Origin of the sequence: Bradyrhizobium sp. LTSP857, from assembly GCF_000938285.1 — a bacterium.
GTDB lineage: Bacteria > Pseudomonadota > Alphaproteobacteria > Rhizobiales > Xanthobacteraceae > Bradyrhizobium.
This window is the reverse complement of the sequence record NZ_JYMS01000027.1, coordinates 391,787-418,551: the sequence shown is the minus strand read 5'-3', so window position 1 is coordinate 418,551 and position 26,765 is coordinate 391,787. Positions and strand designations below refer to the sequence as shown.

The following is a 26,765-nucleotide window of genomic DNA, read 5'->3' as shown; positions in this document are numbered from 1 at the left end:
AGGCGTTTCGCTTACTTGTCGCGGTTCTTGAGCGCGGTGCCGAGGATGTCGCCGAGCGTCGCTCCCGAATCGGAGGAACCGTACTGCGCGATGGCTTCCTTCTCTTCGGCGACTTCGAGCGCCTTGATCGACACCTGGACCTTGCGGGCCTTCTTGTCGAACTGGATCACGCGGGCATCAACCTTCTCGCCGACGGCAAAGCGTTCGGCGCGCTGGTCGTTGCGGTCACGGGCGAGCTCCGAGCGCTTGATGAAGGTCGAGAAGTCGGTACCGGTGATCTTCACCTCGATGCCGCTTTCCTTCACTTCGAGCACTTCGCAGGTCACGACCGCGCCCTTCTTGACATCGCCCGGCTCGGCGAATGGGTCGCCTTCGAGCTGCTTGATGCCAAGCGAGATACGCTCCTTCTCGACGTCCACATCGAGCACCACGGCTTTCACCACGTCGCCCTTCTTGTAGTTGTCGATCACCTGCTCGCCCGGAAGCTTCCAGTCGAGGTCGGAGAGATGGACCATGCCGTCGACGTCGCCTTCGAGACCCAGGAACAGACCGAACTCGGTCTTGTTCTTGACCTCGCCCTCGACGGTCGAACCGGTCGGGTGACCTTCGACGAAGACCTCCCAGGGGTTGCGCATGGTCTGCTTGAGACCGAGCGAGATGCGGCGCTTGACGGAATCGACTTCCAGCACCTGCACTTCGACTTCCTGCGAGGTCGACACGATCTTGCCGGGGTGCATGTTCTTCTTGGTCCACGACATCTCGGAGACGTGGATCAGGCCTTCGATGCCCGGCTCGAGCTCGACGAACGCGCCGTAGTCGGTGATGTTGGTGACACGGCCGGTGAAGCGCGAACCCAGCGGGTACTTGGCTTCGATGCCCTGCCACGGATCATCCAGCAGCTGCTTCATGCCCAGCGAGATGCGGTGCGTCTCGTGGTTGATCTTGATGATCTTGACCTTCACGGTCTGGCCGATCGAGAGCACTTCGGTCGGGTGGTTGACGCGGCGCCACGCGATGTCGGTGACGTGCAGCAGGCCGTCGATGCCGCCGAGATCAACGAACGCACCGTAATCGGTGATGTTCTTGACCACGCCGTCGATGACCTGACCCTCTTCGAGGTTCTGCACCAGCTCCTGACGCTGCTCGGCGCGGGTCTCTTCCAGCACGGTGCGGCGGGAGACGACGATGTTGCCGCGGCGGCGATCCATCTTGAGGATCTGGAACGGCTGCGCGTTGTTCATCAGCGGCGCGACGTCGCGGATCGGACGGATGTCGACCTGCGAGCGCGGCAGGAACGCCACGGCGCCGTCGAGGTCGACGGTGAAACCACCCTTGACCTGGTTGAAGATGACGCCCGTGACCTTTTCGTTGCCCTGGAACGCCTTCTCGAGCTTGCCCCAGCTCTCTTCGCGGCGCGCCTTGTCGCGCGACAGCACGGCTTCGCCGAGGGCGTTTTCGATGCGATCGAGGAACACTTCCACCTCGTCGCCAACCTTGATCTCGCTCTCACGGCCGGGGCCGGAAAATTCGCGCAGCGCGACGCGGCCTTCGGTCTTCAGGCCGACGTCGATGACGGCCATGTCCTTTTCAATTGCAACCACCTTGCCCTTGACGACGGAGCTCTCCTGCAGGCTGCCACCTGCGAAGGACTCGTCGAGCATCGCGGCGAAATCATCGCGCGAGGGGCTATAGGTATCAGCGGAAGTCGAAGCCATTTGTTCTCCAGTTGCGGATGTCTTGCCGGCCGTTGGGTTCAAAGGGCGTATCGCGCACGCAGTGTCGAAAGGTCCGCAAGACCTTCGAGCGACCGCTCGTTGCTCCGGCCTGCGACCGAAACAACGGAAGCGGGCCGGCTGGGCCCGCGCATTCGATACGTGGAAATCTTTGTCCGGAGCCTGGATCGCGCCGGCCCCAAACAAGGGACCGAGGGTATCGACCTCAAAGAGCGGGAGCGGGCGCTTCCTCCAATGACGACCGCGGCTTAACCCCGCGGACGGCCCGCTCGGACGGCCTCGATAATGTCGATGGCGGCCCGGACGCCGCCTTCTATATCCAGTTGGGAGTTATCTAGCAAGTAAGCATCCGAGGCGGGTTTCAGGGGCGCAATCGGCCTGTTCTTGTCCCGTTCGTCGCGCTGGATGATATCGGCCAGCACGGCCGCCTCGTCCGCCTCCTCGCCTCGTGCCTTGGCCTCCATGGTCCGGCGCCGCGCGCGGACCTTGGGGTCGGCGACCACGAAGATCTTCACGTCGGCATGGGGGCAGATCACGGTTCCAATGTCCCGGCCGTCCAGCACGGCGCCCGGCGGATCGGCGGCGAATTGCCGCTGGAAATTGACCAGGGCTTCGCGAACCCTGGGGATTGCCGAGACGATCGAGGCGCCCTCACCGACCTTCTGGGTCTTCAGGGCGGAATTGCCGAACTTTTCGGGATCGAGTTCCAGCGCCGCGGCAACCGCCGCCGCTTCGTCCCGGAGATCATGGCCGGTCTGCATCAGGGCGTAGGCCACCGCGCGGTAGATCACGCCGGTATCGAGGTGACGATAGCCGTAATGGTGGGCGAGCCGCTTGCCGAGCGTCCCCTTGCCCGAGGCCGCGGGTCCATCGATGGCGATAATCATGAAAACTCGGCCCCAAGCGAACGCATCATCGGAATGAAATCCGGAAAACTGGTTGCGATAAAGGCGGTGTCGTCGACGGTCACCGGCTGGTCGGACGCGCAGCCCATCACCAGCGCTGACATCGCGATGCGATGATCCATGTGGGTGGCGACGAGGCCGCCGCCGGGGACATGGCCGCGGCCTTCGACGATCAGATCATCGCCGGAGACTTCGACCTTGACGCCGTTGACGCGGAGCATGGCGGCGGTGGCTTCGAGCCGATCGGATTCCTTGACGCGCAGCTCTTGCAGGCCGCGCATGATGGTCGTGCCTTCGGCGAAGGCGGCCGCCACCGCCAGCACCAGATATTCGTCGATCATCGAGGGCGCGCGCTCCGGCGGCACTTCGACGCCGCGCAGTTTCGAGGCGCGCACGCGCAGCTGCGCCATCGGCTCGCCGGCATCGCCGCGCACTTCGCTCTCCTCGATCGAGGCGCCCATTTCGCGCAGCGTCGTAAACAGGCCGGTGCGCAGCGGATTGGTCATGACGTCGGACAGGACGACATCGGAGCCTTCCACGATCAGCGCCGCGACGACCGGAAACGCCGCCGAGGAAGGATCGGCCGGAACAATCACGGTGGCGCCGTGCAATTCCGGTTGGCCCACGAGCGTGATGCGGCGGCCGTGTGTGCCTTCGGCCGTCGAGGTGATGTCGGCACCGAAATGCTTCAGCATCAATTCAGTATGGTCGCGGCTGGCCTCGGACTCGATCACGGTCGTGCTGCCCGGCGCAGACAGCCCCGCCAGCAACACGGCCGATTTGATCTGGGCCGAGGCGACCGGGGTCTTGTAGGTGATCGGCAGCGGATCGCGCGCGCCCTGGACCGTCAGCGGCAGGCGGCCGCCCTCGCCGCCGGAAACGACCTTGGCGCCGATCTTTTCGAGCGGATCCAGGATCCGGCGCATCGGGCGGGTGCGGAGCGAGGCGTCGCCGTCAAAAACCGCCGAGATCGGGCAGCCCGCGACGGCGCCCATGACCAGGCGGCAACCTGTGCCGGAATTGCCGAAATCCAGCGGCGCCTTGGGCTGGGCGAAGCCCGCGACGCCCACACCGTGCACCTTCCAGGCAAAATCTCCGGTGCGCTCCACGGTTGCACCCAGTGCTTGCATGGATTTGGCGGTGTTGAGGACGTCCTCGCCCTCCAGCAGGCCCGAAATCCGAGTTTCGCCGACCGCAAGCGCGCCCAGGATCAGGGCGCGGTGGGAAATCGACTTGTCCCCGGGCACCCGCACCTTCCCGGTCAGGGGGCCGCTTGAGCGCGACTGAAGCGGCGTCGGCTGGTCGGAATGAGTCAAGATTGTGTCCTTGGATGTGCCCTGGAGGCTCGGGCGCACGTACCACATGGCCTCCCCGCAGTCACCGGCATGTCTTTCTCCCGTAATGCGCTATTGACAGCGGCGCGCCAACTAGCCAAGTGAAACACCGCTTTTCAGACATCCCAGGATTCCTCTGCCGTGGCCAAGTCCGAACTCGGAACCAAACGCATTTGCCCAACTACGGGCAAGAAGTTCTATGACCTCAACAAGACTCCGGTGATCTCGCCCTATACCGGTGAAGTCGTGCCGATCGCGCCCGTGGCGCCCGCGCGCGCAACCCGCGGCGCCGAACCCCGGCACGCGCCGGCGGCCGCCGACACCACGCCGGAGCCGGCCGAGGTCGAAGAGGTCTCGCTCGAGGAGGCCGATGCCGAGGAGAACACCGGCAAGGTCAAGGCCGTCGTGCCCGAATCGGAGGACGATATCGAGGTCGACGAGACCATCGACGACGACGATGATGACGATTCGACCTTCATTGCCGACGAAGAAGAGGGTGATGAGGACGTGACCGACATCATTGGTGACGTCGGAGGCGACGAAGAGACTTGAGATAAGCCCAGAACTGTGGTTCTGGGTCTCACCCGACGCGTCGCCCAAGGCGCGCCGGACGGTTAAGGGGCCATAGCTCAGCTGGGAGAGCGCTTGCATGGCATGCAAGAGGTCGGCGGTTCGATCCCGCCTGGCTCCACCAGCCTTCGCGAAGCGAAGGCTGGTGCACCGAAGCCCGCAGGGCGAAGGTGCGCTTCGACGAGTTCCCCTACTCCCCGATCACCGCATTGAGCCGGTCGCGCAGCGCGACGATTTCGTCTTTCATCGCCACCAGCTCCGACACCGAGCAGTCCGACGCCGCCAGGATCGACTGCGGCACGGCGCGCGCTTTTTCCTTCAGCGCGTGGCCCTGGGACGTCAGCGCGATCAGCACCTGGCGTTCGTCCTCGCTGCTACGGGTGCGCTTGACCAGATGGGCGGCCTCCAGACGCTTGAGCAGCGGCGTCAGCGTGCCCGAATCGAGAAACAGCTTTTCGCCGATGTCCTTCAACGGCACGTCGTCTCGCTCCCACAGCACCAGCATCACCAGATATTGCGGATAGGTCAGGCCGAGCCGATCGAGCAGCGGCTTGTAGACGCGGTTGAAGGCGTGCGCGGCCGAATAGACCGCAAAGCAGATCTGGTTGTCGAGCCGCTGCGGATCCAGCGCGGATTGTTTTCGAGCCATGTTCGATCCCGTGAGATTCGTCTTGTCATTCTGGGCCCTGGCAGGCGCCCATTCAATTGCGAACAATTAAATGTGAGGCATGCAAATTTCAATTGCGCGCAATCTAATTGCCTGCGATATAGAACGCACCCCAACCGGAACCCAGGGAGACGAAAATGTCCGTGAATGTCCTCTACAAGACCAGCGCAAAAGCCACCGGCGGCCGCGACGGCCATGCCGCAACCCTCGACGGCGCGCTCGACGTCAAGCTCACCACGCCGAAGGAGCTCGGTGGCGGAGGCGGCGCCGGCAACAATCCCGAACAGCTGTTTGCGGCCGGCTATGCCGCCTGCTTCATCGGCGCGATGAAGTTCGTCGCCTCCCAGGGCGGCCCGAAGGTCCCGGCTGACGCCTCCGTCACCTCGACCGTCGGCATCGGCCCGCGCGCGGCCGGCGGCTTTGGCCTCGACATCGATCTCGCCGTCTCGCTGCCGGGCCTTGCCCGCGCGGAAGCCGAGGCGCTGGTCGAGAAGGCCCACCAGGTGTGCCCGTACTCCAACGCGACGCGCGGCAATGTCGACGTCCGCCTGACGGTCGTCTGATCGAAGATGCGGATAGGCTGGCCCGGGATCCCGCTCGGGCCGGCCGCTTCCGTTTGATTTGCCACGCGGCGACAGCCCGCCTGCATGACGCCCTACGCAAGAAGCCATTGCTGGCTCAAACGAACCTCGCTAGGCCTGTGATCAATATCGACACAGAGGAAGCGAAGGCATGACTGAAGCTGCCACAGGCGCAATGAGCGGACTGCGCGTCATCGACCTCACGCGCGTGCTCGGCGGTCCCTACTGCACCCAGATCCTCGCCGACCATGGCGCCGACGTGATCAAGGTCGAGCCGCCCGCGGGTGACGAGGTACGCGACTGGGGCCCTCCCTTCCATGAGGAAGACGCGGCCTATTTCGTCGGCATCAACCGCAACAAGCGCTCGATCGGCCTCGACCTCGCCTCCGAGGGCGGCCGAACCGTGCTGCTCAAGATGCTGGAGACGGCCGACGTCCTGATCGAGAATTTCAAGCCGGGCACGCTGGAGAAATGGGGCATCGGCAACGACGTGCTGAGCAAGAAATTCCCGCGCCTAGTGCATTGCCGGATCTGCGGCTTCGGCGCCGACGGTCCGCGCGGCGGCAATCCCGGCTATGACGCCATCATCCAGGCCATGACCGGCATGATCGCGGCGACCGGTTCGCCAGAGAGCGGGCCGATGCGGATCGGCGTGCCGCTGGTCGACATCGGCACAGGGCTCTATGCGGCGATCGGCATCCTGATGGCGCTGTCGGAGCGGCAACGCTCGGGCCAGGGCCAGTTCCTGGAGACGACACTGTACGAGACCGGCCTCGCCATCATGCATCCGCACACCGCGAACTATTTCATGCATGGCAAGCCGCCCGGCCTGACCGGCAACGAGCATCCCAATCTCGTGCCTTACGCGATCTTCCCGACCAAGACCGACAACATCTTCATCGGCGTCGGCAATGACGGCACCTTCCGCAAGCTCGCCAAAGAGATCGGCAAGCCCGAGCTCGGCACCGATCCGCGCTTTGCCCGCAACAAGGACCGCATCGCCAATCGCGAGGCGCTGCGTGCCGAGCTTGCCGCCGTGTTCAGCCAGCACGAGGCCGAGCCGCTGTGCAACCGCCTGCTTGCCGCCGGCCTGCCCGCAGGTCCTGTGCAGAAGATCGACCAGGCGTTGACCAACCCGCACACGATCGCCCGCGGCGATATCATCGAGAAGGACTGGTACAAGGGCGTGGCGTCGCCGATCCGGCTCGATCGCAGCAAACCGAGCTTGCGCCGCCTGCCGCCGAAATTCAGCCAGCACGCCCGGGAGGTGCTGGGCGAGTTCGGCTACTCCAAGGCCGAGATCGACGCGATGGTCGAGAAGGGCACGGTCTGCGGGCCCGAGCGCAAGCGCTAGGCCCCTCGCCCCCGCATCCAACGAGCGATGCCGCACTGCGGCGCGGGCACCTGTGTGCACCGCGAACGGATGAGGCTGCTCGCGACGCGTTCGCCTATTTGACAGCTTCCCTTTTCCCGCGCTTGCCGCTTTCGTTTCGGCCGCTTACACAGTCATGTGAACGTCATATGGCGCTGCTAGCGCAAGCGCTTGTTTATTGACGGCCAAGGGAGGTTTTTTTGATGGCTCTTCGACATTTTGGGGCGGCTGCCGCATTTGCAGTCACGGTTGGCATGGGTGTCTCGCCGGCCCTGGCTGTGACCGAAATCCAGTGGTGGCACGCGATGACCGGCGCCAACAACGACGTCATCGTCAAGCTCGCCACCGACTTCAACGCGTCGCAGAGCGACTACAAGGTCATCCCGACCTACAAGGGCAACTACCCCGACACGATGAACGCCGGCATCGCGGCCTTCCGCGCCGGCAACGCCCCGCACATCATGCAGGTGTTCGAAGTCGGCACCGCGACCATGATGGCCGCGACCGGCGCGGTGAAGCCCGTCTACAAGCTGATGGCCGACGCCGGCGAGAAATTCGATCCGAAGAACTATCTGTCCGCGATCACCGGTTACTACTCGACCTCGAAGGGCGAGATGCTGTCGTTCCCCTTCAACTCGTCGTCGACCGTGATGTGGGTCAATCTCGATGAGCTGAAGAAGGCCAATCTCGAGGTCCCGAAGACCTGGCCCGAAACATTCGAGGCCGCCAAGAAGCTCCACGACAACGGCCATCCGACTTGCGGCTTCTCCGGCTCCTGGGTCACCTGGGTCAATCTCGAGCAGCTCTCCGCCTGGCACAACGTGCCGCTCGCCAGCAAGGCCAACGGCCTCGACGGCTTCGACACCGTGCTCGAGTTCAACGGACCGCTCCAGCTCAAGCATCTCGAGAAGCTGGTCGAGCTGCAGAAGGACAAGACCTACGACTACGCCGGCCGCACCAACACCGGCGAAGGCCGCTTCACCTCGGGCGAGTGCGCGATCTACCTGACCTCGTCGGCCTTCTTCGGCAACGTCAAGGCGCAGGCCAAGTTCAACTTCTCCGCCGTGCCGATGCCGTATTATCCGGACGTCAAGGGCGCGCCGCAGAACTCGATCATCGGCGGCGCTTCGCTCTGGGTCATGGGCGGCAAGTCGGCCGACGAATACAAGGGCGTCGCAAAATTCCTGACCTTCCTCTCGGACACCGATCGCCAAGTCTATATCCACAAGGCCTCGGGCTATCTGCCGATCACCAAGGCAGCCTATGCCAAGGCGAAGGAGGAAGGCTTCTACAAGGACCAGCCTTATCTCGAGACCCCGCTGCTCGAGCTGACCAACAAGGAGCCGACCGAGAATTCACGCGGTCTGCGCCTCGGCAACATGGTTCAGCTGCGTGACGTCTGGTCGGAAGAGATCGAGCAGGCGCTGGCCGGCAAGAAGACCGCCAAGCAGGCGCTGGATACGGCTGTCGAGCGCGGCAACACGATGCTGCGTCAGTTCGAAAAGACCGCTGTGAAGTGAGGCGATGAGCGGCAGGCCGCGATCCGGCCTGCCGCTCTGCTGACATCATGCAAAAGCAAGCCATTTTCCAAGCAAAGCTGTTGCCCTACGCACTGGTTGCCCCGCAACTCGCGATCGTCCTGATATTTTTCTACTGGCCCGCCGCGCAGGCGGTGATCCAGTCCTTCCTGCTTCAGGATGCCTTCGGTCTCTCAACGAGCTTCATCTGGTTTGATAATTACATCGAGCTGTTCCAGGACCCCGCCTATTACGAGGCCATCGTCCGGACCTTCTTCTTCTCGTTCGCGATCGCCGTCTCGTCGCTATCCTTCGCGCTCTTGCTCGCCGTGATGGCGGACAAGCCGCTGCGCGGCTCGATGCTCTACCGCACACTGCTGATCTGGCCCTATGCGGTCGCGCCGCCCGTCGTCGGCGTGCTCTGGATCTTCATGCTCCATCCCTCGCTCGGCGTGCTCGCGCGTTATTTGCGCGCCGCGGGCGTCGACTGGAATCCGCTGCTCGACGGCGACCAGGCGGCTGCACTGATCATTCTCGCCGCCGCCTGGAAGCAGATCTCCTATAATTTCCTGTTCTTCCTCGCCGGCCTGCAAGCCATCCCCAGAAGCGTGTTCGAGGCTGCTGCGATCGACGGCGCACGCCCGATGCGGCGGTTCTGGACCGTGACCTTCCCGCTGCTGTCGCCGACCATCTTCTTCCTGCTGGTCGTCAACATCGTCTACGCCTTCTTCGACACTTTCGGCATCATCGACACCATGACCCGCGGCGGTCCGGGAACATCGACGGTCACGCTGGTCTACAAGGTCTATACCGACGGCCTGCTCGGCGGCAATCTCGGCAGCTCCGCGGCGCAGTCGGTGATCCTGATGGTCATGGTCATCGTGCTGACGGGAATCCAGTTCCGCTTCGTCGAACGCAAGGTGACCTACTGATGGTCGAGGAAGAGGGCTTTCGGCGCTACGTCGCCCACGCCATTCTCTGGATCGGCATCGCGATCGTCGCATTCCCGGTCTACATCGCCATCGTCGCCTCGACCCAGGACAACGCGCTGATCGCCAACGGCCAGATGTCGCTGTTGCCGGGCGGCCATTTCTTCGAGGTCTACTACCAGACCATCTTCGTCGGCACGAGCGGCTCGACCCGCGAGCCCGTCGGCAACATGATGCTGAACTCGCTGGTGATGGCGCTGTTGATCGCGGTCGGCAAGATCGCGATCTCGATCATCTCGGCCTATGCGATCGTGTATTTCCGCTTTCCGTTCCGGATGCCGATCTTCTGGATCATCTTCATCACGCTGATGCTGCCGGTCGAGGTCCGCATCTATCCGACCTACAAGATCGTCGCCGATCTGCACATGCTCGACAGCTATGCCGGCCTGGCGCTGCCGCTGATCGCATCGGCCACCGCGACGTTGTTGTTCCGCCAGTTCTTCATGACCGTGCCGGATGAGCTTCTGGAAGCCTCGCGCATCGACGGCGCGGGCCCGTTACGCTTCTTCTGGGATACGCTGCTGCCGCTGTCGCGCACCAACATGGCGGCGCTGTTCGTGATCCTCTTCATCCTCGGCTGGAATCAATATCTCTGGCCGTTGCTCATCACCACCCGCGACGACATGCAAACCATCCAGGTCGGCATCCGCAAGATGATCACCACCACCGACGCGCTGACCGAATGGCCGGTGGTGATGGCGACCGCCGTGCTGGCCATGCTGCCGCCGGTGTTCGTCGTCGTCGCGATGCAGAGATTGTTCGTGCGCGGCCTGGTCGAGACCGAGAAGTAGATTTTTAGAAGTGAGTTTTCATGGCTAACGTCACCCTGCGCAACGTCCGCAAGACCTATCCCGGCGGCTTCGAGGCCATCAAGGGCGTCAATGTCGATGTCGCCGACGGGCAGTTCTGCGTGTTGGTCGGCCCTTCCGGCTGCGGCAAGTCGACACTGCTCCGTATGGTCGCAGGCCTTGAGACCGTGTCCGGCGGCGAGATCGATATCGGCGGCCGCGTGGTCAACCAGGTCGAGCCCGCCGATCGCGACATCGCGATGGTGTTCCAGAATTATGCGCTCTATCCGCATATGAGCGTCTTCAACAACATGGCCTACGGCCTGCGCAACCGCGGCATGAAGGAGGCCGAGGTCAAGACCCGCGTCGACGAAGCCGCGCGCGTGCTCGAGCTCACGCCGATGCTGGAGCGCAAGCCGCGCCAGCTCTCGGGCGGCCAGCGCCAGCGCGTCGCGATGGGCCGCGCCATCGTGCGCCAGCCAAAGGTGTTTTTGTTCGACGAGCCGCTCTCCAACCTCGATGCCAAACTGCGCATCGCGATGCGCGTCGAGATCCGCAAATTGCAGCGCCGGCTCAGCACGACGTCGATCTACGTCACCCACGACCAGCTCGAGGCGATGACGCTCGCCGATATTCTCGTCGTGATGAATGGCGGTCAGGTCGAGCAGTTCGGCAATCCGCTTGCGATCTACGAGAAACCGGCAACGACCTTCGTCGCCTCCTTCATCGGCGCACCGCCGATGAATCTGATGTCGATGCGTGCCGACGAAATCAAATCGCAGATCGGCAATTCAGGCGACGCCGGCATCCTCGGCATCCGCCCGGAAGATTTTGTCATCACCGACCAGACGCCCGCCGGCGGCGTCGCATTGCCGCTCACCGTTGAAGCGATCGAGCGCGTCGGCGCCGAAACCTTCATTTACGGTTCCCGCAAGCAGGACGAGCAGCGCATTGCCGCCAATCCCGGCGAACTGCCGCCCGGCGAGGTCATCGTCCGCATTCCCGGCTCCGAGGCGCCGCCGATCGGCCAAAAGATCCGGGTCGCGGCGGTGCGGGCGAAGCTGCATTTGTTTAGCGGCGACGGGCGGACGCGAATCGAAGCCTGAGGCTTTCCGGAACCGGCTCGATCAAAAAACGCGAAAACAACCCCATGCACAGTAGCCGTCAAGGGCCTCCCGGTCATTCCGGGCGTCCAAACGACGCTGTGCAGGGCCCCAGCTACGTCCTTGAACCCACACGGGGTTATGACCATATTGCTGACCAAGGGGTGCCGTGCAGGGCCCTGAAATGCCAAAGTCGCTTCGAGAGGACTTTGTAAACTATGTCTCGTGTTCCCACGCTTTCCAGTCCGTTCCTTCTGGGCTTCGACGAGATTGAGCGCGTGCTCGATCGCGTCGTCAAAGGCGCCGACGGTTACCCTCCCTACAATATCGAGAGGTGCGACCGATCCGACGGTCAGCCCGAGCGGCTGCGCATCACGCTGGCGGTTGCCGGATTCACCCGCGACCAACTCGATGTAACCATTGAGGAAAACCAGCTCGTGATTCGCGGGCGGCAGCAGGACGACAAGACCCGGCAATACATCCATCGCGGCATCGCCGCGCGCCACTTCCAGCGCACCTTTGTGCTGGCGGAGGGGATGTTGGTGCTGGGTGCGGATCTGAAGAACGGATTGTTGGCGATCGATCTTGCCCGGCCGGAACCGGAAAGGATCGTTAAGACAATCGCTATCAATGAGCACGAATAATGGAACGAGTAGCGGACTCGACCGCTTAGTTTCAGTGAAGGAGTCGAGACCATGAGTGAAGGTCACGTTGCGTTCGAATACGAAGCCAAGAACGTCTCGCCGGAGACGCTGGCAACCCTCGGCGAAGGCCATATCGCCTATGTGAAGCAGATCCGCTCCGAAGACGTTCCGGGCCTGTTTCCCGAAGCGCCGAAGATTGCGCCCGGCCTCAAGCTGTTCGCGCTCCACGCCGCCGACGGCACGCCGATCATGCTGACCGACAGCCGCGAAGCCGCGGTCGCGAATGCCTGGAGCAACGAGCTGCAAGCCGTCAGCGTGCACTGAGCACGCGCAGGTCGGACGAATAGAGTTTTGGCGGGCATGCCTTCGCGCGAAGGCGTGCCCGTTTGCTTTGACTGCCGAATTCGGATACTCTAAATTCTGGTTGATCCGACCAGAAAGAATTGCATGACGGCAAAGCGTCCCTCTACGAAGAAGAAGGGCTCTCAATCCGGGCGATGGAGCCTTCAGGATGCGAAGACTCACCTGAGCCAGATTGTCAGAGAGGCCCAACGCATCGGACCGCAGCGCGTCACGCTGCATGGGAAAGACGCTGCGGTTATTATCGCGGCAGAGGAATTCGATCGCCTCAAACGGCCCGTGAGTGGCCGCGACATCGTTACGGTCCTTGCCAAATCCCCGTTGGACGACGTGGAATTTGAACGCCTGACCATCAAATCCAAAGTTCGGGACGTCGAGCTTTGAGAGGATGGCTGCTCGATACCAACGTGGTTTCGGAACTACGCAGGTCTAAGCCTAACCATGACGTTGTAAATTTTGTTGCCGGCCAAAGCGGCGACGACCTCTATGTCACGGAGATCACGTTCGCTGAAATCGTCTATGGCATCGAACAACTGTCCGACCCTGCCAGGCGCGCAGATCTTCAATCGTGGCTGGACAACATGCTTCGACCGCTGTTCGCGGGTAGGGCTCTTGCCATCACCGAAGATGTCATCGTGCGGTGGAAAACGATGATCGTCGAGGGGCGCAAGCGCCGCCATACGTTCGGGCAGCCAGACTTGTTCATCGCGGCCATCGCCGCTCTGCAGGATCTGGTCGTGGTAACACGCGACATCGACGAATTCGTCGAAGCGCGCGTGCCGGTGTTTGATCCGTGGACGCACAAGTTCTACCGTCACGGCAACGAGACGCTCATGCGGCTTCCCGTGACGCTCGAAGCAATCTCTAAACTATAGCGGAAACGGTCGCTTTACGCCGCGGTCGCGGGCGGCAGTGCCGCTCCACGCTGCCGACGGCACGCCGATCATGCTGACCGACAGCCGCGAAGCCGCAGTCGCGAATGCCTGGAGCAACGAGCTGCAAGCGGTGAGCGTGCACTGAGCGCGCGCACGTCGCACGAATGGGATTTTGACGAGCATGCCTTCGCACGAAGGTGTGCCCGTTTTTATTTTGGGCGATGACGTTTCCCGCGTCGTCATTGCGAGCGCAGCGAAGCAATCCAGAGTGTTTCCGCTGAGGCAGTCTGGATTGCTTCGTCGCAAGGGCTCCTCGCAATGACGGAGTGCAAGGCTGCGCGCCCTGCTCTCGTGTCACTTCAAAAAGCCAAGTCCTTCGCGCGCCGTGTCCACGGCCCATTTGTCGCTCAGTGGCAACGCGAGCACGCTGTTGAAATCCGCGCGCGCATGTTTGGGGTCGGACATCATCATGTAGAGGAGACCGCGGTTGACCAGCGCGAGCTGGCTATTCGGATCGAGCCGGATCGCCTCGTTGTAGTCGGCGAGCGCGCGATCGTGCTGTCCCGTGTCCCGAAACATCCCGGCGCGACTGTTGTAGGCCTCCGAATTCCCCGGCTGTAATCGGATCACTTCGTCGAAATCGGCAAGGGCACGTTTGTCGTCGCCCTTCCCGTGCAGCACGACGGCGCGAACGAGATAGGCCTTCTCGAAAGACGGCATGATCCTGGTGACGTCATCCAGCTCCCGGATGGTGCTGTCGGCATCGTCCTTCTTCAGGAACACCATGGCCCGGCAATAGTGGCCACCAGCACTTCCGGGTTCCAGACGGACGGCGCTGTCGCAGTCGTCCAGAGCTGCATCGATCTCGCCCTTGTGGAGACGAATGGTGCTTCGCAGCTCGTAGGGCCAGGCGGCGGCCGGATTGCGCTGCATCGCCTCGCTGTAATCGGCGACGGCGTGATCGGTGTCGCCCTTCGCCGCATACACCTCTCCTCGCATGACGAGCGCACGGTAAGCCTGCTTGGGGCTGCGTTCGATGGCCTCGGTGAAGCCGGCGATCGCGCGATCAAGATCGCGCCTGTTGAAATACTCCTCGGCGCGCGAGGTGTAAGACGGGCCGTAGCCGGGATCGAGGCGAATGGCCTCGTTGTAGTCGGCCAATGCGCGATCGCGATCGCCCTTGGCAGAAGAGGCGCGGCCGCGGCAGTTATAAGCGCGCCCGAAATTCGGATCGATCCGGATCGCAGCGCCACAGTCCTCGAAGGCCCGGTCCTTGTCCTTCTTCATGTACCAGGCTTCGCCACGCAGTTCGTAAGCAACCGCATTTGCCGGATCGGCCGCAATGATCTCGGTCTTTTCCGCGATGACGCGGTCGTTTGACGCCTCGTCAGCACGGGCCGCAGCCGTGACGGCTATAGTGACGGAGCAAAGCAGACCGAAAACCCGGCCCATCGAACCGCAAATCATGTCTCAAAATTCCTGCGCCGGAGCCGTGCCGGTCGCAGGTGGACATGGTGACGACACATCACAGCGCCCGGCTGCGAAATAAGTCGCAGACGGCGCGGCTTCGGTTCGAGCGAGTGAGGGTTACGCCGCGGTCGCCGGCGGCAGCGCCAGCACCGAATAGATCGCCTGGGCGTCGCGCGAGGCGCGGAGCTTCTTGGCGATGTCCTGGTCGCGCAGCAGGCGGGCGATGCGCGCCAGCGCCTTGAGATGGTCGGCACCGGCGCCTTCGGGCGCGAGCAGCAGGAAGACGAGATCGACCGGCTGGCCGTCCATCGCCTCGAAATCGATTGGACGATCGAGCCGGGCGAACAGGCCAAAGATCTTTTCCAGCTTGGGCAGCTTGCCGTGGGGAATGGCGACGCCGTAGCCGACCGCGGTGGTGCCGAGCTTCTCTCGCTGCAACAGCACCTCGAACACGGCGCGCTCGTTCTGGCCGGACAGCTCGGCGGCCCTGGCCGCGAGTTCCTGGAGCGCCTGCTTCTTGCTGTTGACCTTCAATGCCGGGAGAATCGCCTCGGGCGCGACCAGATCGGTAATCGGCATGGAAGTTTTCCGAGGTGAATTAAAACCGTCAGGTTCCGAATTGGCCAGCTTGGCGAGAAACCAAGCCGGGCCGGCGTCAAGAAGGTGAAGCAGGAAGCGGACTTAGCCCAAGTACTTAGCCCAAGTACCGGTCCTGATGTGGGGCGCTTCTACTCCAACGCAATCCCGGTGCCAACTCCCGCGTGCGGCTTTGCCACGGTCATTGTTAAGGCTGCGGGTGCTACGGGGCCGGGTTCCGGCCCTAACCGCCCGGCTTGCCGTCCGCTTTGGCCCCCGGCGGGTCGATCCAGCCCACATTGCCGTCGGCCCGGCGGTAGATGATGTTCACCCGGCCGGACGAGCCATGCTGGAAGACCAGGCAGGGCGCCCCGCTGAGGTCGAGTTCCATGACGGCTTCGCTGACCGACAGCATTTTGAGAGAGGTGGTTGCCTCCGCGATGATCACGGGGCTGTAGCCGGTGACCTCGTCCTCGTCATCACCCTCGCCCGGCGCCTCCAGCACGTAGCTGGTGGCGTCCATCGCGGCCAGCGCCGCGGAGGCCACATGGGCCTTGCGGGCCGAGCGGTCCTTGAGCCGGCTCTTGTAGCGCTTGAGCCGCTTCTCGATCATCACAAGCGCCTGGTCGGCGCTGGCATAGGCGTCTGCCGCATTCGAATCGGCCTCCAGCGTAATGCCGGAATCCAGATGCAGCGAACAGTCGGTGCGAAAGCCGAAGCCATCCTTGCTCAGCGTGATGTGGCCGGAATAATTGCCGTCGAAATATTTACGCAGGACCTCTTCGGTCCGGTTGGAAACACGGCCGCGCAGGGCCTCGCCGACGCTGACGCTCTTGCCCGAAATGCGGAGAGTCATGTGAACCTCGCTTGGTTAGGTTCTTGTCTGCGCCTGATCTGCTCGGAAAACCGCTGCACCCTTTGCGCTAACGCGGCCCTCTGGGTCCGGATCATGCGCACGCATGGATCGGTCTCGATGGGAGATTGAGAGTAGCGCGATTTCGCGCCGGCGCAATCAGGCCGGCTCGGTGTTGCGGGAGCGATCGGACATTGCGGTAGAGAGGACGTTACCAAGAGCGCTCTGCTTGTCGCGACGGCGTTGCACCGAAGAAGGAATGCGCATGGCTTCGCGGTACTTCGCGACCGTGCGGCGGGCAATATCAATGCCCGAAACGCGCAACCGTTCCACGATGGTATCATCCGACAGGATCGCGGCAGGCGCTTCCGAATCGATCAGCTGCTTGATGTGGTGACGCACGGCTTCGGCGGAATGCGCCTCGCCGCCGTCGGCCGAGGCGATCGACGCCGTGAAGAAATATTTCAGCTCAAATGTACCGCGATTCGTCGCCATGTATTTGTTGGCGGTGACGCGCGACACCGTGGATTCATGCATCTGGATGGCGTCGGCCACGGCCTTCAGATTCAGCGGCCGCAGATGCGCCACGCCATGGGTGAAGAAGCCGTCCTGCTGGCGCACGATCTCGGTCGCAACCTTCAAAATGGTGCGGGCGCGCTGGTCGAGCGCGCGCACCAGCCACGTCGCATTCTGGAGCGCGTCGGTGAAGTAGGACTTGTCGCCGTCCTTGCCGATCTTCTTCGAGAGCTGGGAATAATAGGTCTGGTTGACCAGCACGCGCGGCAAGGTGTCGCTGTTGAGCTCAACGTGCCAGCCGCCATCCGGACCCGGGCGGACATAGACGTCCGGCACCATGGTCTGAAGCCGCGCCGAGCCGAACTTCATGCCGGGCTTGGGATTGAGCCGGCGGATCTCGCCGATCATGTCGGCGATGTCCTCGTCGTCGACGCCGCAAACCTTGCGCAGACCTGCGATGTCGCGCTTGGCGAGCAGATCGAGGTGCTCGACCAAGGCCTGCATCGCCGGATCGTAGCGGTCGAGCTCGCGGAGCTGGATCGCCAGACATTCGCTCAAGTTGCGCGCGCAGACACCGGGCGGATCGAATTTTTGCAGCACGGCAAGAACGGCCTCGACGTCCGCTTGCGATGCGCCAAGCCGCTCGGCGGCCTGGCCGAGATCCGGCGGCACATAGCCGGCCTCATCGACGAGGTCGATCAAATACTGCCCGATCATGCGCTGCGCTGGGCCGGAGAAGGCGACCGAGAGCTGCTCGGCGAGATGGTCGCCGAGGGTCATTTCCGCGGCGACGAAGGCTTCGAGATTGTAGTCCTCGTCCCCGGAGGCGCCGCCGCCCCACTCCGTATAGGTGGTCGGCGCCGCATCCTGGGCGGTACGCGCGGCCGCTTCGGCCGGCTCCTCGGAGAAGACGTTGTCCAGGCCCGTGTCCAGGGTCTGTTCCATCTCGGCGCGGGTGCCGAGATCCTTGCTCATCCATTCTTCCTGGCCGGGCTCGAAGGCCTCACCTGGACCGCCGCCCGGCTCGTCGTTATGGCCGCCGTCGGAATCGTTGAACTGGCCGGTTTCCGCCTGGGCTTCGCCCGCCGGCGGCTCGTCATTGGCCCGTTCCAGCAGGGGGTTACGCTCGAGTTCCTCCTCGACGAAGGTCGTGAGATCGAGATTGGACAATTGCAGCAGCTTGATCGCCTGCATCAACTGCGGCGTCATGACCAGCGACTGCGATTGCCGGAACTCTAATCTCTGCGTGAGCGCCATGAAGCAAGAACCGTTCCCAAAAAATTGGTCCGATTTTTGCTTATATTAGTCTGAGGCCGATGTACACGCCTTGACGAATTTGAAAAACGGGCTAGAGGCGGAATTCCTCGCCAAGGTAAAGCCGCCTGACATCCGGATCATTGACGATCTCATCCGGGCTGCCCTCGGTCAAGATTTCACCGGCATAGACGATATAGGCACGGTCGGTGAGGCCGAGCGTCTCACGGACATTGTGGTCGGTGATGAGCACGCCGATGCCGCGATTGGTGAGATGGCGGACGAGGTCCTGAATGTCGCCGACTGCGATCGGATCGATGCCGGCGAAGGGTTCGTCGAGCAGCATGTAGTTCGGACGCGTCGCCAGCGCGCGCGCGATCTCGACGCGGCGGCGTTCACCGCCGGACAGCGCGATGGACGGCGATTTACGCAGGCGGGTGATGTTGAATTCGTCGAGCAGCGAATCGAGCTGCTGCTCGCGCTTCTTGCGCGAAGGCTCGACCACTTCGAGCACGGCGCGAATGTTCTGCTCGACGGTGAGGCCGCGGAAGATCGAGGCTTCCTGCGGCAGATAGCCGATGCCGAGCCGCGCGCGCTGGTACATCGGCAGCTTCGTGACATCGTGGCCGTCGAGCTCGATCGCGCCGCGATCGGGCTTGATCAGGCCGGTGATCATGTAGAACACGGTGGTCTTGCCGGCACCGTTCGGGCCGAGCAGGCCGACGGCTTCGCCGCGGCGTACATAGATGCTGACGCCACGCACGACCTGGCGGCTGCCAAAACTCTTTTCCACGCTATGCACAGCCAGGAAGCCCGGCCGCTTCAATAATTGCGGCCCGCCGGAGCCATTGGACTTCGCACTGGGCTTCGCATTGGTCCTGGCTTTGGCAGGCTCAGCCGCCGGCTGGCGCGGCCGCGGCGGTGCCTCGACGCCGTACGGGTCCGGCACGTGCGCCGGCTGCTCACGGGCGATCGGGGGGGCATCCCGCACCGGGCTGGCCAGCAGGCCCCCGACGCTGTCGGTGAGAGCGGTGATGTCCTGACGCGCAAATCCTGGCCGGCCGCGCTTGGCGGGGCGCCGACGGAACATGCTGAATAAATCGACCATCCCCGCCTGTCTCAAGCCTTCACGGTAGTCCTGCACCGTAGTCCTGCACGGGTGACCCCGCGATCCGCCGCCTCGGAGCGATTCGCCGACGCAGCATGAGTGAAAGGATGTCTCATGCCCAGTGAAACACCCTCGATTAGCGGCGGACCCCGCTTCGAAAGCCCGTTGCGGTAGATACAGTCTTGTCGCGCCGGCTTCAACCTCGCGGCCGGAAATTATTACATAACCCTTTGATTTACTTAGGCTTACCAGGAATAAGCGAAGGCACCGCGGGGCCGGAGCCAGGGGTTGTGGGCGTCCCGCATTTGCCGCTCGAGCCGCCCTGGGACTGGATGAACAGGCCCTGCACCCTGCCGGCGTCGGATTCTACCCGCGAGACGCCGGTGGTCATGTCGACCAGGAGACGGTCGCCGCGCAGCACGTTCTGGCATTGCGTCAGGACCACCTGGCCGCCCGAGCCGCCGAGCATGGTGATGAGGTTGGTCTTGGTGTCGAACACGGCGGTGTCGCCGGTCACCACCTGATCCTTCTGGGTGACCACGACATTGCCGCGCGCCTCCAGCCGCTTGATCGAGGAGGCGCCGCCGGGTCCCGGCGTCGCCGACTGTATGGGAGCAGCCTTCGCGCCCTTTGCAGCATTGGGTTGGGCAGGTGCGGCTTGCGCAGGTGCGGCCGCCTTGTCGCTGCTCGATTCGTAGAACACCACCAGCGTCTTCGAGGTCATGGTGGTGTCGCCCTGCACGACCTTCACATTGCCGGAGAAGGTCGCCTCCTTCTTCTTGTCGCGCATCTCGAGCGTGGCGGCGTCGATCTGGATCGGCTGGTCGCGGTTCTGCGAAAAACCCTGCATGGCATTGGGCACGCCCTGCGTCGTGCTCTGCGCGAACGCTGCACCCGTCGCGATCAGCGCGACGCCGACGACAAGCGCGGCGGCGCGGACGGCGGCGCGCCGCTTGTCCTGGTTGCGCGGGAAAGAATGGGCCATGAAAATCATTTTGAAATCGCAGACTTGTTCTTGGACTTCGGCGGCGGCGCCGGCGCGGGCTGCTCGACAGGCGCGCTAGCTGCGTCATCCGTGCTGATCTTGTCCAGATGCATCACGACATTGCCCTCAAAGCGAATGACATCGCCGCCTTCGGTGATGCGCAGCCGGTCGGCGGTGAGCGTGCCGTTGGTCAGCTTGACGTCGACATGTTCGTCCGAAGAGACCGTGCCCTTGGCCATGTCGACGAAGGCCGAGTTCAGCCGCGCCTCATAGCCGGTCGAGGTGCGCAGGAAGATGTCCTTGTGCAGATCGAGCTGTTGTTGCTTGTTGTCGAACCGGCCGGTGCGGGCATCGAGGAACAGCAGGGATTGATCCTCCATCAGGACTTTTGCGCGCAGATCCGCGAGATCGACATGATCGGGATCGGTGACGTCCTGCGTCGCGGTCTTGGCCCAGAGCTCATAGGGCCGCTGGTCCGGCGTGAAGCCGGACATATGCGGCGATTCCATCGTGATCTTGGTGCCTGTGACCACGAGGTTTCCGGAGTCGACCTTCACGGGAATCATGCTGAAGGGGTTGAGGAAGGTCGAGACGGCGACGATCGAGGCCATGGACAGGATCACGGTCACCGGCACCGCGATGCGCAGAATCCGCACCAGGCGGCTGTGGCGCGCCGCGCTGGCAAACTTCGCCGCAAGCGCGGCGTCGTAGGTTGAAAACTGGGCCGAGTTCACCGGTGCTCCAGGGACATCGCTTAGCTGGTCAGAACGCTCCAATCGAGGGCGCCCCATTGTACCCGCGACCTCAGGAATATGCAGCCCGCGACAGGCCGTTACGAAAGTGTCCGAAACGGGGCGATCGCCCTAGCCTAGCCGACGCTCGAAGGGTCAGGAATGCGCGAAAATGTCCTCTTCCTCCCAGCCCTGGAGGTCGAGCAGGGCACGGGTCGGCAGGAAGTCGAAACAGGCCTTGGCCAGCGCGGTGCGGCCCTCCCGGACCAGCATGGCGTCCAGCCGCTCGCGCAAGGCATGCAGATGCAGCACGTCGGAGGCGGCGTAGGCGAGCTGCGGCTCGGTCAGGCCATCGGCGCCCCAGTCGCTGGATTGCTGCTGCTTGGAGAGGTCGACATTGAGCACCTCGCGCACGAGGTCCTTCAGGCCATGGCGGTCGGTATAGGTGCGGGTCAGGCGGGAGGCGATCTTGGTGCAGTAGATCGGCCCGGTCATCACGCCGAAGCTCTGGTAGAGCACCGCGATATCGAACCGCGCGAAATGGAAGATCTTGGTGATGGCGGGATTGGCCAGCAGCGCCTTCAGGTTCGGCGCGTCGGTGTGCCCCTTCGGGATCTGCACCACGTCGGCGCTGCCGTCGCCCGGCGAGAGCTGCACCACGCAGAGCCGGTCGCGGTGCGGGTTCAGCCCCATGGTCTCGGTGTCGATCGCCACAGCTCCGGTGTAGCGGGTGAGATCAGGCAAATCGCCGCGGTGCAGGCGTACGGTCATGGCGTTTCAAACCCTCAATCGAATCGGTAGCGATTTCGTCATAGGTTAATCGGGATTGCCCGCGATGTATCCACTGCGGACGGGTCGCGCAAGCGCCGGATGCGCCCCGGCGGGCCCGGTCAGATCGCCGCCAGCATGATGCAGATCATCGCCGCCACGGTGGTGCGGCTGGCGCCGTCGCGGAAGGCGTAGATGATGGGATCGTCGGGCATCTCGCGGCGATGCGCAATCATGAGCGCACGGCCGAACCAGTAGAGCAGCAAGGGCGCCAGCAGCCACAGCAGCCAGGGACGGCTGTAGAGCGGCGTCACCGCGGAGGACGACAGATAGAGCGCGAACACCGTCACCGCATTCATGGCGCTCGCGGCGGCCATGGCGGCGATGATGTGCAAATCGGTGATGCGGTAGTCGCGATTGGAGGGATCGGCGAGGCCCGCGCCCTCGCGCATGCTGAGCTCGCTGAAGCGCTTGATCAGCGCCAGCGAGGTGAACACGAACAGCGAGAAGATCATCAGCCATTCCGACAGCATGACGCCAGCGGCGACGGCGCCGGCGCCGATGCGCAAGGAGTAGAGGCCGGCGAGCGTCACGACGTCGACCAGCATCTTGCGCTTGAGCACGAGCGAATAGGCGATGGTGGTGGCAAGATAAACCGCGAGCACGCCGAGGAAGGCGGTGGAGATGCAGAGGCTGGCCACGACCGCGAATGCCCACAGCGCCGGGATCGCAAGCAGCGCCGACGAGATCGGCAAATCGCCCGCCGCAAGCGCGCGATGGCGCTTGGTCGGATGTTGCCGGTCGGCGGCGAGATCGAGCAGATCGTTCATCAGATAGGCGCCCGACGCACAGGCCGAGAACGCCAGGAACGCCAGCAGCGTGGTGCCGAGCGTCGCAACATTCATCTGATGCGCGGTGATAACAGGCACGAACAGCAGCGTGTTCTTGGCGTACTGGTAGACGCGCAGCGCCTGCGCCCAAACCTTCAAGCTGGGGCGACTGCGGCTGCGCTCGCTGATGCGATCGACGGAGGCGCGATCCACGAGATCCGCCGGCGCTACGACGCCGTCGAAACCGAGATGCGCGGCGATCCCCGCGGCATGATCAGCGAAGCGATCCGCGACCAGAAAAATCGTCTCGCCCCGCGCCCGCGCCGCCAGCGCCTGGTTCAGCACATCGGTGTCATAGGGCAGATGGGAATAGTCGATCTCGGCCCGCGCCAGAATATCGGTGAGCGCCGCCATGCCCGGGCGTCCGCCCGCGCCGAAGCGGGCCAGCATGCGGCCGGGGCTGGAGAATAGCGCTTCCATCAGAAGTTCCGAGCGCAGCAGCGCGCCTTCGAGATCGATCACGAGCGTGCGGGCAGGCGCTGGCGTGGCCTGCGGTGCGGCCTCACTCCGATCGTACTGCCTGACGGGCTGCTCCATCCGAAAACGCTCTGACTGACCGCGACACGACCGGCCCAAAGGCTGGGGAGGCCGGGAGCAGGAAAATGGACGGCCGCGAGCCTAGGGGGCATTCGCTAAGGGCGACTTAATTCGGCTGGAGAAGGGTCGGCGGCCGCCGCGGCCAGAGCGGACGAATGGTTCTCGGGCCGGCAGGCTGTTGCACGGATCCCACAACCCGGTGCGAGCTCGGTATGCCAGCGCAACTTGTGCCACGCGCCCGTGGAATTCGCGCCAACCGCCCCCATCTGTTGCAAGCCCCCCGTTGCCTGTGAATGAGATGTCATGACCGAACAGACGTTGGCTGCGCCTATCGACGATCAACAGGAACGCCAGCGCGGCTTTACGCGCTACCAGTCACTTCTCGTCGCGCTGCTCGCATTCGCGCAGTTCACGATCATTCTCGATTTCATCATCATGTCGCCGCTCGGCGCCATCCTGATGCCCTCGCTCGACATCACGGCCGGGCAATTCGGCGTCGCGGTTTCAGCCTACGCGTTCAGCGCGGGAGCGTCAGGTATTCTGGCCGCCGGCTTTGCCGATCGATTCGATCGCAAGCGCCTGCTGTTGTTCTTCTATGTCGGCTTCACGCTCGGCACCCTGCTCTGCGCCATGGCGCAGAATTACCACGTCCTGCTGCTCGGCAGGATCGTGACCGGACTATTCGGCGGCGTGATCGGCTCGGTCGTGCTCGCCATCACCACCGACCTGTTCCCGCTGCATTTGCGCGGCCGCGTGATGGGATTTGTCCAGACCGCGTTCGCCGCGAGCCAGGTGCTCGGCATTCCGGCCGGGCTGTTTCTCGCCAATCACTGGAATTGGCATGTCTGCTTCTTTGCGATCGTCGGTCTGTCGATCGCAGCGATCGGCATCATCGCCTTCGCCATGGAGCCGGTCGACGCGCATCTGAAACTGAGGCAGGACAAGAACCCTTTCCACCATCTGGTCGCGACGATCGGAGAGCCGCGCTACACGCTGGCCTTCGCCGTGACGACGCTGCTGGCGACCGGCGGGTACATGCTGATGCCGTTCTCAAGCGCTTTCACCGTGCATAATCTCGGCATCGACATCACGCATTTGCCGACGATCTATCTCGTCTCCGGCCTGTTCAGCATCGTCACGGGGCCGCTGGTCGGCAGGGCGAGCGACGCGTTCGGCAAATATCCAACCTTCGTGTTCGGCAGCGTGGTGTCGGTGATCATGGTGCTGATCTACACCCATCTCGGTCACGTCACGCTCGTGACCGCGATCACCGTCAACGTCCTGATGTTCGTCGGCATCTTCTCACGCATGATCCCGTCGCAGGCCCTGATGTCGGCGATCCCCGACCCCACCCAGCGCGGCTCATTCAGCGCGGTCAGCGCGTCACTCCAGCAGCTCTCCGGCGGGCTCGGCTCGATGCTCGCCGGCGCGATCATCGCGCAGGGCCCGGACGGGTCGCTGATCCATTTCGACCGGATCGGCTACGTCGTCGTCGCCTCGGCGATCGTCTCGCTGGTCGCGATGTATTTTGTGCAGAAGGCGGTGGCGGAGAGGGCGGGGAGGAGCGTGGTCTGAGGGCGGGCGGGCGGATTTGTCCCACCAAGGTACCTTCGCGACGGCGACGGCATGGATTGCCGCCCTGCTATCTCCACCGAGCGGAAGCAGCCCTATTTTGCGTCGAAATCCTGCAAAATGGTGCCCAGGAAAGGACTCGAACCTTCACGGCCGTTAAGCCACTGGCACCTGAAGCCAGCGCGTCTACCAATTCCACCACCTGGGCATGCCGTTTGGGGCACGGAGGCGGTTACTACGGTTCGGTGACGCGGTTGTCAATTCAAGCGTGACCCAGGTTTGGGGATGCGGATTGCGCATCGCAAACTGGCCCGATACAAGCCTGATAAGACGCACTCTTCCGCAGGATTGGACCCCATGGCATCGAATCTGGAAACTCTCGTCACGGTTTTCGGCGGATCGGGGTTTTTGGGCCGGAATGTCGTCCGCGCCCTGTGCCGGCGCGATTATCGGGTCCGGGTCGCGGTGCGGCGGCCGGAGCTGGCCGGCTTCCTCCAGCCCTCGGGCAAGGTCGGACAGGTCCACACCATTCAGGCCAATCTGCGCTACCCGGCGTCCGTCGAGGCGGCGGTGCGTGATTCGGATGTCGTGATCAATCTGGTCGGCATCCTCACTGAGGGCGGCGCGCAGAGTTTTGACGCCGTCCAGGCCAAGGGCGCCGAGACCGTCGCCAAGGCGGCCGCCGCTGCCGGCGCACGCCTGATCCACGTCTCGGCGATCGGCGCCGACGCGGAATCGCCCTCGCACTATGCCAAGGCCAAGGCGGCCGGCGAGGCCGCGGTGACGGCGGCGGTGCCGTCGGCCACGATCTTCCGTCCCTCGGTGATGTTCGGTCCTGAGGACCAGTTCACCAACCGTTTTGCGTCGCTGGCGCGGATGTCGCCGGTGCTGCCGCTGATCGGCGGCGCCACGAAGATGCAGCCGGTCTATGTCGGCGACGTCGCCACCGCGATTGCAGATGCCGTCGACGGCAAGGCCAAGGCGGGCGCCACCTACGAGCTCGGCGGGCCGGAAGTGCTGACCATGCGCGAGATCATCGAGGCCATCCTGGTCATCGCCGACCGCAAGCCGGCGCTGATCCCGCTGCCGTTCGGGCTGGCGCGCTTCCAGGCCAACTTCCTGCAATTCGCGCCGGGCGCGCTGAAGCTGACGCCGGACCAGGTCACGCTGCTCGAGCGCGACAACATCGTGTCGGATGCTGCGAAGGCGGCAGGCCTGACGCTGGAAGGTCTCGGCATCCCAGCCGATTCGCTGGAAGCGATCGCCCCGCAATATCTCTGGCGCTTTCGCGCGGCCGGCCAGTTCCAGCGCAAGAGCGCGTAAGCGTCAGAACTTCAGCTTCTTGAACACCGCTTCCGGCAGCGCCTTGATGATGAACATCACGAGGCGCCATTTGCCGCTGACATAGACGACGTCGGTCTTCTTCTCCACGGCCTGAAGGATCGCGTCGCCCACTACCGGCGCCTCGACGGTGAGCGGGCCGATCAACTTCATGCCTTCCGTCATTTTTGTTCGGACGAAGCCGGGCTTCACCGTGACGACATGCACGCCGCCACGGCTGGCGCGGCCGCGCAGGCCGGACAGGAACGCGGAGAAGCCCGCCTTGGCCGAGCCGTAGACATAGTTCGAGGACCGCCCGCGATCGCCGGCGACCGAGGACACGCCGACGATGGTGCCGTTGCCGCGCGCCAGAAACTTTTCGGCGAACAGGCCGAGGATCAGCGATGGCCCCTCATAGTTGGAGCGCATGATCGTCGTGGCATGCGCGAGATCGCTCTCCGCCTGATCCTGCACACCCAGCAAGCCGACGATCGAGATGACGACGTCAGGCAATGCCGGAAGACTGCCGACAAAGCCATCGAACGAGGCGGTGTCGAGCACGTCGAACTTCAGCGTGCTCGCGTTGATGTTGTAGCGGGCGTGCAGATCGGCGACGTCAGGCTCCAGCGCTGCGGCGTCGCGCCCGGCGAGTCCGACATCGTATCCTGCTTTCGCAAAGGCGCGCGCGGCGGCGCGGCCGATATCGGAGGAGCCACCGAGCACCCATACGGTCTTGCGCGACGTCAT

At 63.7% G+C, this 26,765-nt stretch carries 27 protein-coding genes, 2 tRNA genes and 1 pseudogene; 15 read left to right on the top strand and 15 right to left on the bottom strand.

Annotation, left to right across the window (positions count from 1 at the left end; translation table 11 throughout):
* Positions 1–11 precede the first annotated feature (11 nt).
* From rpsA to aroA, 3 genes are all read right to left on the bottom strand, one after another.
* A complete protein-coding gene (gene rpsA, locus UP06_RS19450) occupies positions 12–1,715 on the bottom strand; it encodes a 30S ribosomal protein S1 (RefSeq protein ID WP_045004855.1) in 1,704 nt (567 codons plus the stop codon).
* Positions 1,716–1,981: 266 nt separating this feature from the next.
* Positions 1,982–2,620 carry a (d)CMP kinase gene (cmk, locus tag UP06_RS19445; protein ID WP_045004854.1) on the bottom strand — a complete coding sequence of 213 codons (639 nt, stop codon included), beginning with the start codon at positions 2,618–2,620 and terminating at the stop codon, positions 1,982–1,984.
* Complete coding sequence (aroA, locus tag UP06_RS19440; protein WP_156163070.1) at positions 2,617–4,002, bottom strand: 3-phosphoshikimate 1-carboxyvinyltransferase; 1,386 nt, start codon at positions 4,000–4,002, stop codon at positions 2,617–2,619. Before aroA ends, cmk begins: the two co-directional genes overlap by 4 nt.
* 111 nt (positions 4,003–4,113) lie before the next feature.
* Between aroA and UP06_RS19435 the strand changes: the two genes are divergently transcribed.
* Together UP06_RS19435 and UP06_RS19430 are read left to right on the top strand one after the other, a co-directional pair.
* Positions 4,114–4,524: a TIGR02300 family protein gene (locus UP06_RS19435; RefSeq protein ID WP_045004853.1), complete on the top strand. Its 411-nt coding sequence runs from the start codon at positions 4,114–4,116 to the stop codon at positions 4,522–4,524.
* A gap of 66 nt (positions 4,525–4,590) precedes the next feature.
* Positions 4,591–4,666 (top strand) — tRNA-Ala (locus UP06_RS19430).
* Positions 4,667–4,732: 66 nt separating this feature from the next.
* On the opposite strand, the gene UP06_RS19425 is transcribed toward UP06_RS19430, so the two are convergent.
* The gene (locus UP06_RS19425; protein WP_045005033.1) at positions 4,733–5,191 is read right to left on the bottom strand and encodes a MarR family winged helix-turn-helix transcriptional regulator; all 459 of its coding nucleotides are present in this window, start codon (positions 5,189–5,191) and stop codon (positions 4,733–4,735) included.
* 155 nt (positions 5,192–5,346) lie between these two features.
* On the opposite strand from UP06_RS19425, the gene UP06_RS19420 reads away from it, so the two are divergent.
* The 11 genes and pseudogenes from UP06_RS19420 to UP06_RS40035 all read left to right on the top strand — a co-directional run.
* A complete protein-coding gene (locus UP06_RS19420) occupies positions 5,347–5,772 on the top strand; it encodes an organic hydroperoxide resistance protein (protein WP_045004850.1) in 426 nt (141 codons plus the stop codon).
* A gap of 169 nt (positions 5,773–5,941) precedes the next feature.
* On the top strand, positions 5,942–7,144 hold the full coding sequence (locus tag UP06_RS19415; RefSeq protein WP_045004848.1) for a CaiB/BaiF CoA transferase family protein: 1,203 nt from the start codon (positions 5,942–5,944) through the stop codon (positions 7,142–7,144).
* Between the two features lie 221 nt (positions 7,145–7,365).
* Positions 7,366–8,682, top strand: coding sequence for a sn-glycerol-3-phosphate ABC transporter substrate-binding protein UgpB (gene ugpB, locus UP06_RS19410; protein ID WP_045004847.1), 1,317 nt, complete (start codon positions 7,366–7,368; stop codon positions 8,680–8,682).
* A gap of 47 nt (positions 8,683–8,729) precedes the next feature.
* On the top strand, positions 8,730–9,611 hold the full coding sequence (gene ugpA, locus UP06_RS19405) for a sn-glycerol-3-phosphate ABC transporter permease UgpA (protein WP_045004846.1): 882 nt from the start codon (positions 8,730–8,732) through the stop codon (positions 9,609–9,611).
* A complete protein-coding gene (ugpE, locus tag UP06_RS19400; protein ID WP_045004844.1) occupies positions 9,611–10,459 on the top strand; it encodes a sn-glycerol-3-phosphate ABC transporter permease UgpE in 849 nt (282 codons plus the stop codon). Before ugpA ends, ugpE begins: the two co-directional genes overlap by 1 nt.
* A 20-nt stretch (positions 10,460–10,479) precedes the next feature.
* Positions 10,480–11,562 carry a sn-glycerol-3-phosphate import ATP-binding protein UgpC gene (locus tag UP06_RS19395; protein ID WP_045004842.1) on the top strand — a complete coding sequence of 361 codons (1,083 nt, stop codon included), beginning with the start codon at positions 10,480–10,482 and terminating at the stop codon, positions 11,560–11,562.
* 215 nt (positions 11,563–11,777) lie between these two features.
* The gene (locus UP06_RS19390; RefSeq protein WP_045004840.1) at positions 11,778–12,203 is read left to right on the top strand and encodes an Hsp20 family protein; all 426 of its coding nucleotides are present in this window, start codon (positions 11,778–11,780) and stop codon (positions 12,201–12,203) included.
* A 51-nt stretch (positions 12,204–12,254) separates the two neighbouring features.
* Positions 12,255–12,527: a BQ00720 family protein gene (locus UP06_RS19385; RefSeq protein ID WP_011083553.1), complete on the top strand. Its 273-nt coding sequence runs from the start codon at positions 12,255–12,257 to the stop codon at positions 12,525–12,527.
* A gap of 123 nt (positions 12,528–12,650) precedes the next feature.
* A complete protein-coding gene (locus tag UP06_RS19380; protein ID WP_045004835.1) occupies positions 12,651–12,947 on the top strand; it encodes a type II toxin-antitoxin system Phd/YefM family antitoxin in 297 nt (98 codons plus the stop codon).
* A complete protein-coding gene (locus UP06_RS19375) occupies positions 12,944–13,438 on the top strand; it encodes a type II toxin-antitoxin system VapC family toxin (RefSeq protein ID WP_045004834.1) in 495 nt (164 codons plus the stop codon). Before UP06_RS19380 ends, UP06_RS19375 begins: the two co-directional genes overlap by 4 nt.
* Before the next feature lie 43 nt (positions 13,439–13,481).
* Positions 13,482–13,583: pseudogene (locus UP06_RS40035) on the top strand (DUF1150 family protein); the annotation flags it as partial.
* Between the two features lie 209 nt (positions 13,584–13,792).
* Here the strand turns inward: UP06_RS40035 and UP06_RS19370 are convergent.
* From UP06_RS19370 to UP06_RS19330, 9 genes are all read right to left on the bottom strand, one after another.
* Positions 13,793–14,905, bottom strand: coding sequence for a tetratricopeptide repeat protein (locus UP06_RS19370; RefSeq protein ID WP_045004832.1), 1,113 nt, complete (start codon positions 14,903–14,905; stop codon positions 13,793–13,795).
* 120 nt (positions 14,906–15,025) lie between these two features.
* On the bottom strand, positions 15,026–15,487 hold the full coding sequence (gene ptsN / locus UP06_RS19365; protein WP_045004831.1) for a PTS IIA-like nitrogen regulatory protein PtsN: 462 nt from the start codon (positions 15,485–15,487) through the stop codon (positions 15,026–15,028).
* 241 nt (positions 15,488–15,728) lie between these two features.
* Positions 15,729–16,340 carry a ribosome hibernation-promoting factor, HPF/YfiA family gene (hpf, locus tag UP06_RS19360; protein ID WP_045004829.1) on the bottom strand — a complete coding sequence of 204 codons (612 nt, stop codon included), beginning with the start codon at positions 16,338–16,340 and terminating at the stop codon, positions 15,729–15,731.
* 156 nt (positions 16,341–16,496) lie between these two features.
* Positions 16,497–18,110: an RNA polymerase factor sigma-54 gene (gene rpoN, locus UP06_RS19355; protein WP_045004827.1), complete on the bottom strand. Its 1,614-nt coding sequence runs from the start codon at positions 18,108–18,110 to the stop codon at positions 16,497–16,499.
* A 91-nt stretch (positions 18,111–18,201) separates the two neighbouring features.
* A complete protein-coding gene (gene lptB / locus UP06_RS19350) occupies positions 18,202–19,215 on the bottom strand; it encodes an LPS export ABC transporter ATP-binding protein (protein WP_045004825.1) in 1,014 nt (337 codons plus the stop codon).
* Between the two features lie 235 nt (positions 19,216–19,450).
* Positions 19,451–20,209 (bottom strand): LptA/OstA family protein, encoded by a 759-nt coding sequence (locus UP06_RS19345; protein ID WP_082081502.1) that lies wholly within the window; start codon positions 20,207–20,209, stop codon positions 19,451–19,453.
* Positions 20,206–20,934 carry an LPS export ABC transporter periplasmic protein LptC gene (lptC, locus tag UP06_RS19340; RefSeq protein ID WP_045004823.1) on the bottom strand — a complete coding sequence of 243 codons (729 nt, stop codon included), beginning with the start codon at positions 20,932–20,934 and terminating at the stop codon, positions 20,206–20,208. The genes UP06_RS19345 and lptC overlap by 4 nt, the downstream gene beginning before the upstream one ends.
* A 153-nt stretch (positions 20,935–21,087) precedes the next feature.
* On the bottom strand, positions 21,088–21,702 hold the full coding sequence (locus UP06_RS19335; protein WP_045004822.1) for a ribonuclease D: 615 nt from the start codon (positions 21,700–21,702) through the stop codon (positions 21,088–21,090).
* Between the two features lie 119 nt (positions 21,703–21,821).
* Positions 21,822–23,126 (bottom strand): UbiA family prenyltransferase, encoded by a 1,305-nt coding sequence (locus UP06_RS19330; protein WP_050031846.1) that lies wholly within the window; start codon positions 23,124–23,126, stop codon positions 21,822–21,824.
* A 303-nt stretch (positions 23,127–23,429) separates the two neighbouring features.
* On the opposite strand from UP06_RS19330, the gene UP06_RS19325 reads away from it, so the two are divergent.
* Positions 23,430–24,701, top strand: a complete 1,272-nt coding sequence (locus UP06_RS19325) for an MFS transporter (RefSeq protein ID WP_045004820.1) — start codon at positions 23,430–23,432, stop codon at positions 24,699–24,701.
* A 118-nt stretch (positions 24,702–24,819) separates the two neighbouring features.
* Here UP06_RS19325 and UP06_RS19320 read toward each other — a convergent pair.
* Positions 24,820–24,906 (bottom strand) — tRNA-Leu (locus UP06_RS19320).
* A 149-nt stretch (positions 24,907–25,055) separates the two neighbouring features.
* Between UP06_RS19320 and UP06_RS19315 the strand changes: the two genes are divergently transcribed.
* Entirely contained in the window at positions 25,056–26,021 is a 966-nt protein-coding gene (locus UP06_RS19315; protein WP_045004818.1) for a complex I NDUFA9 subunit family protein, read from the top strand.
* Between the two features lie 3 nt (positions 26,022–26,024).
* Here the strand turns inward: UP06_RS19315 and UP06_RS19310 are convergent, their stop codons facing one another.
* Positions 26,025–26,765 carry an SDR family oxidoreductase gene (locus UP06_RS19310; RefSeq protein WP_045004814.1) on the bottom strand — a complete coding sequence of 247 codons (741 nt, stop codon included), beginning with the start codon at positions 26,763–26,765 and terminating at the stop codon, positions 26,025–26,027.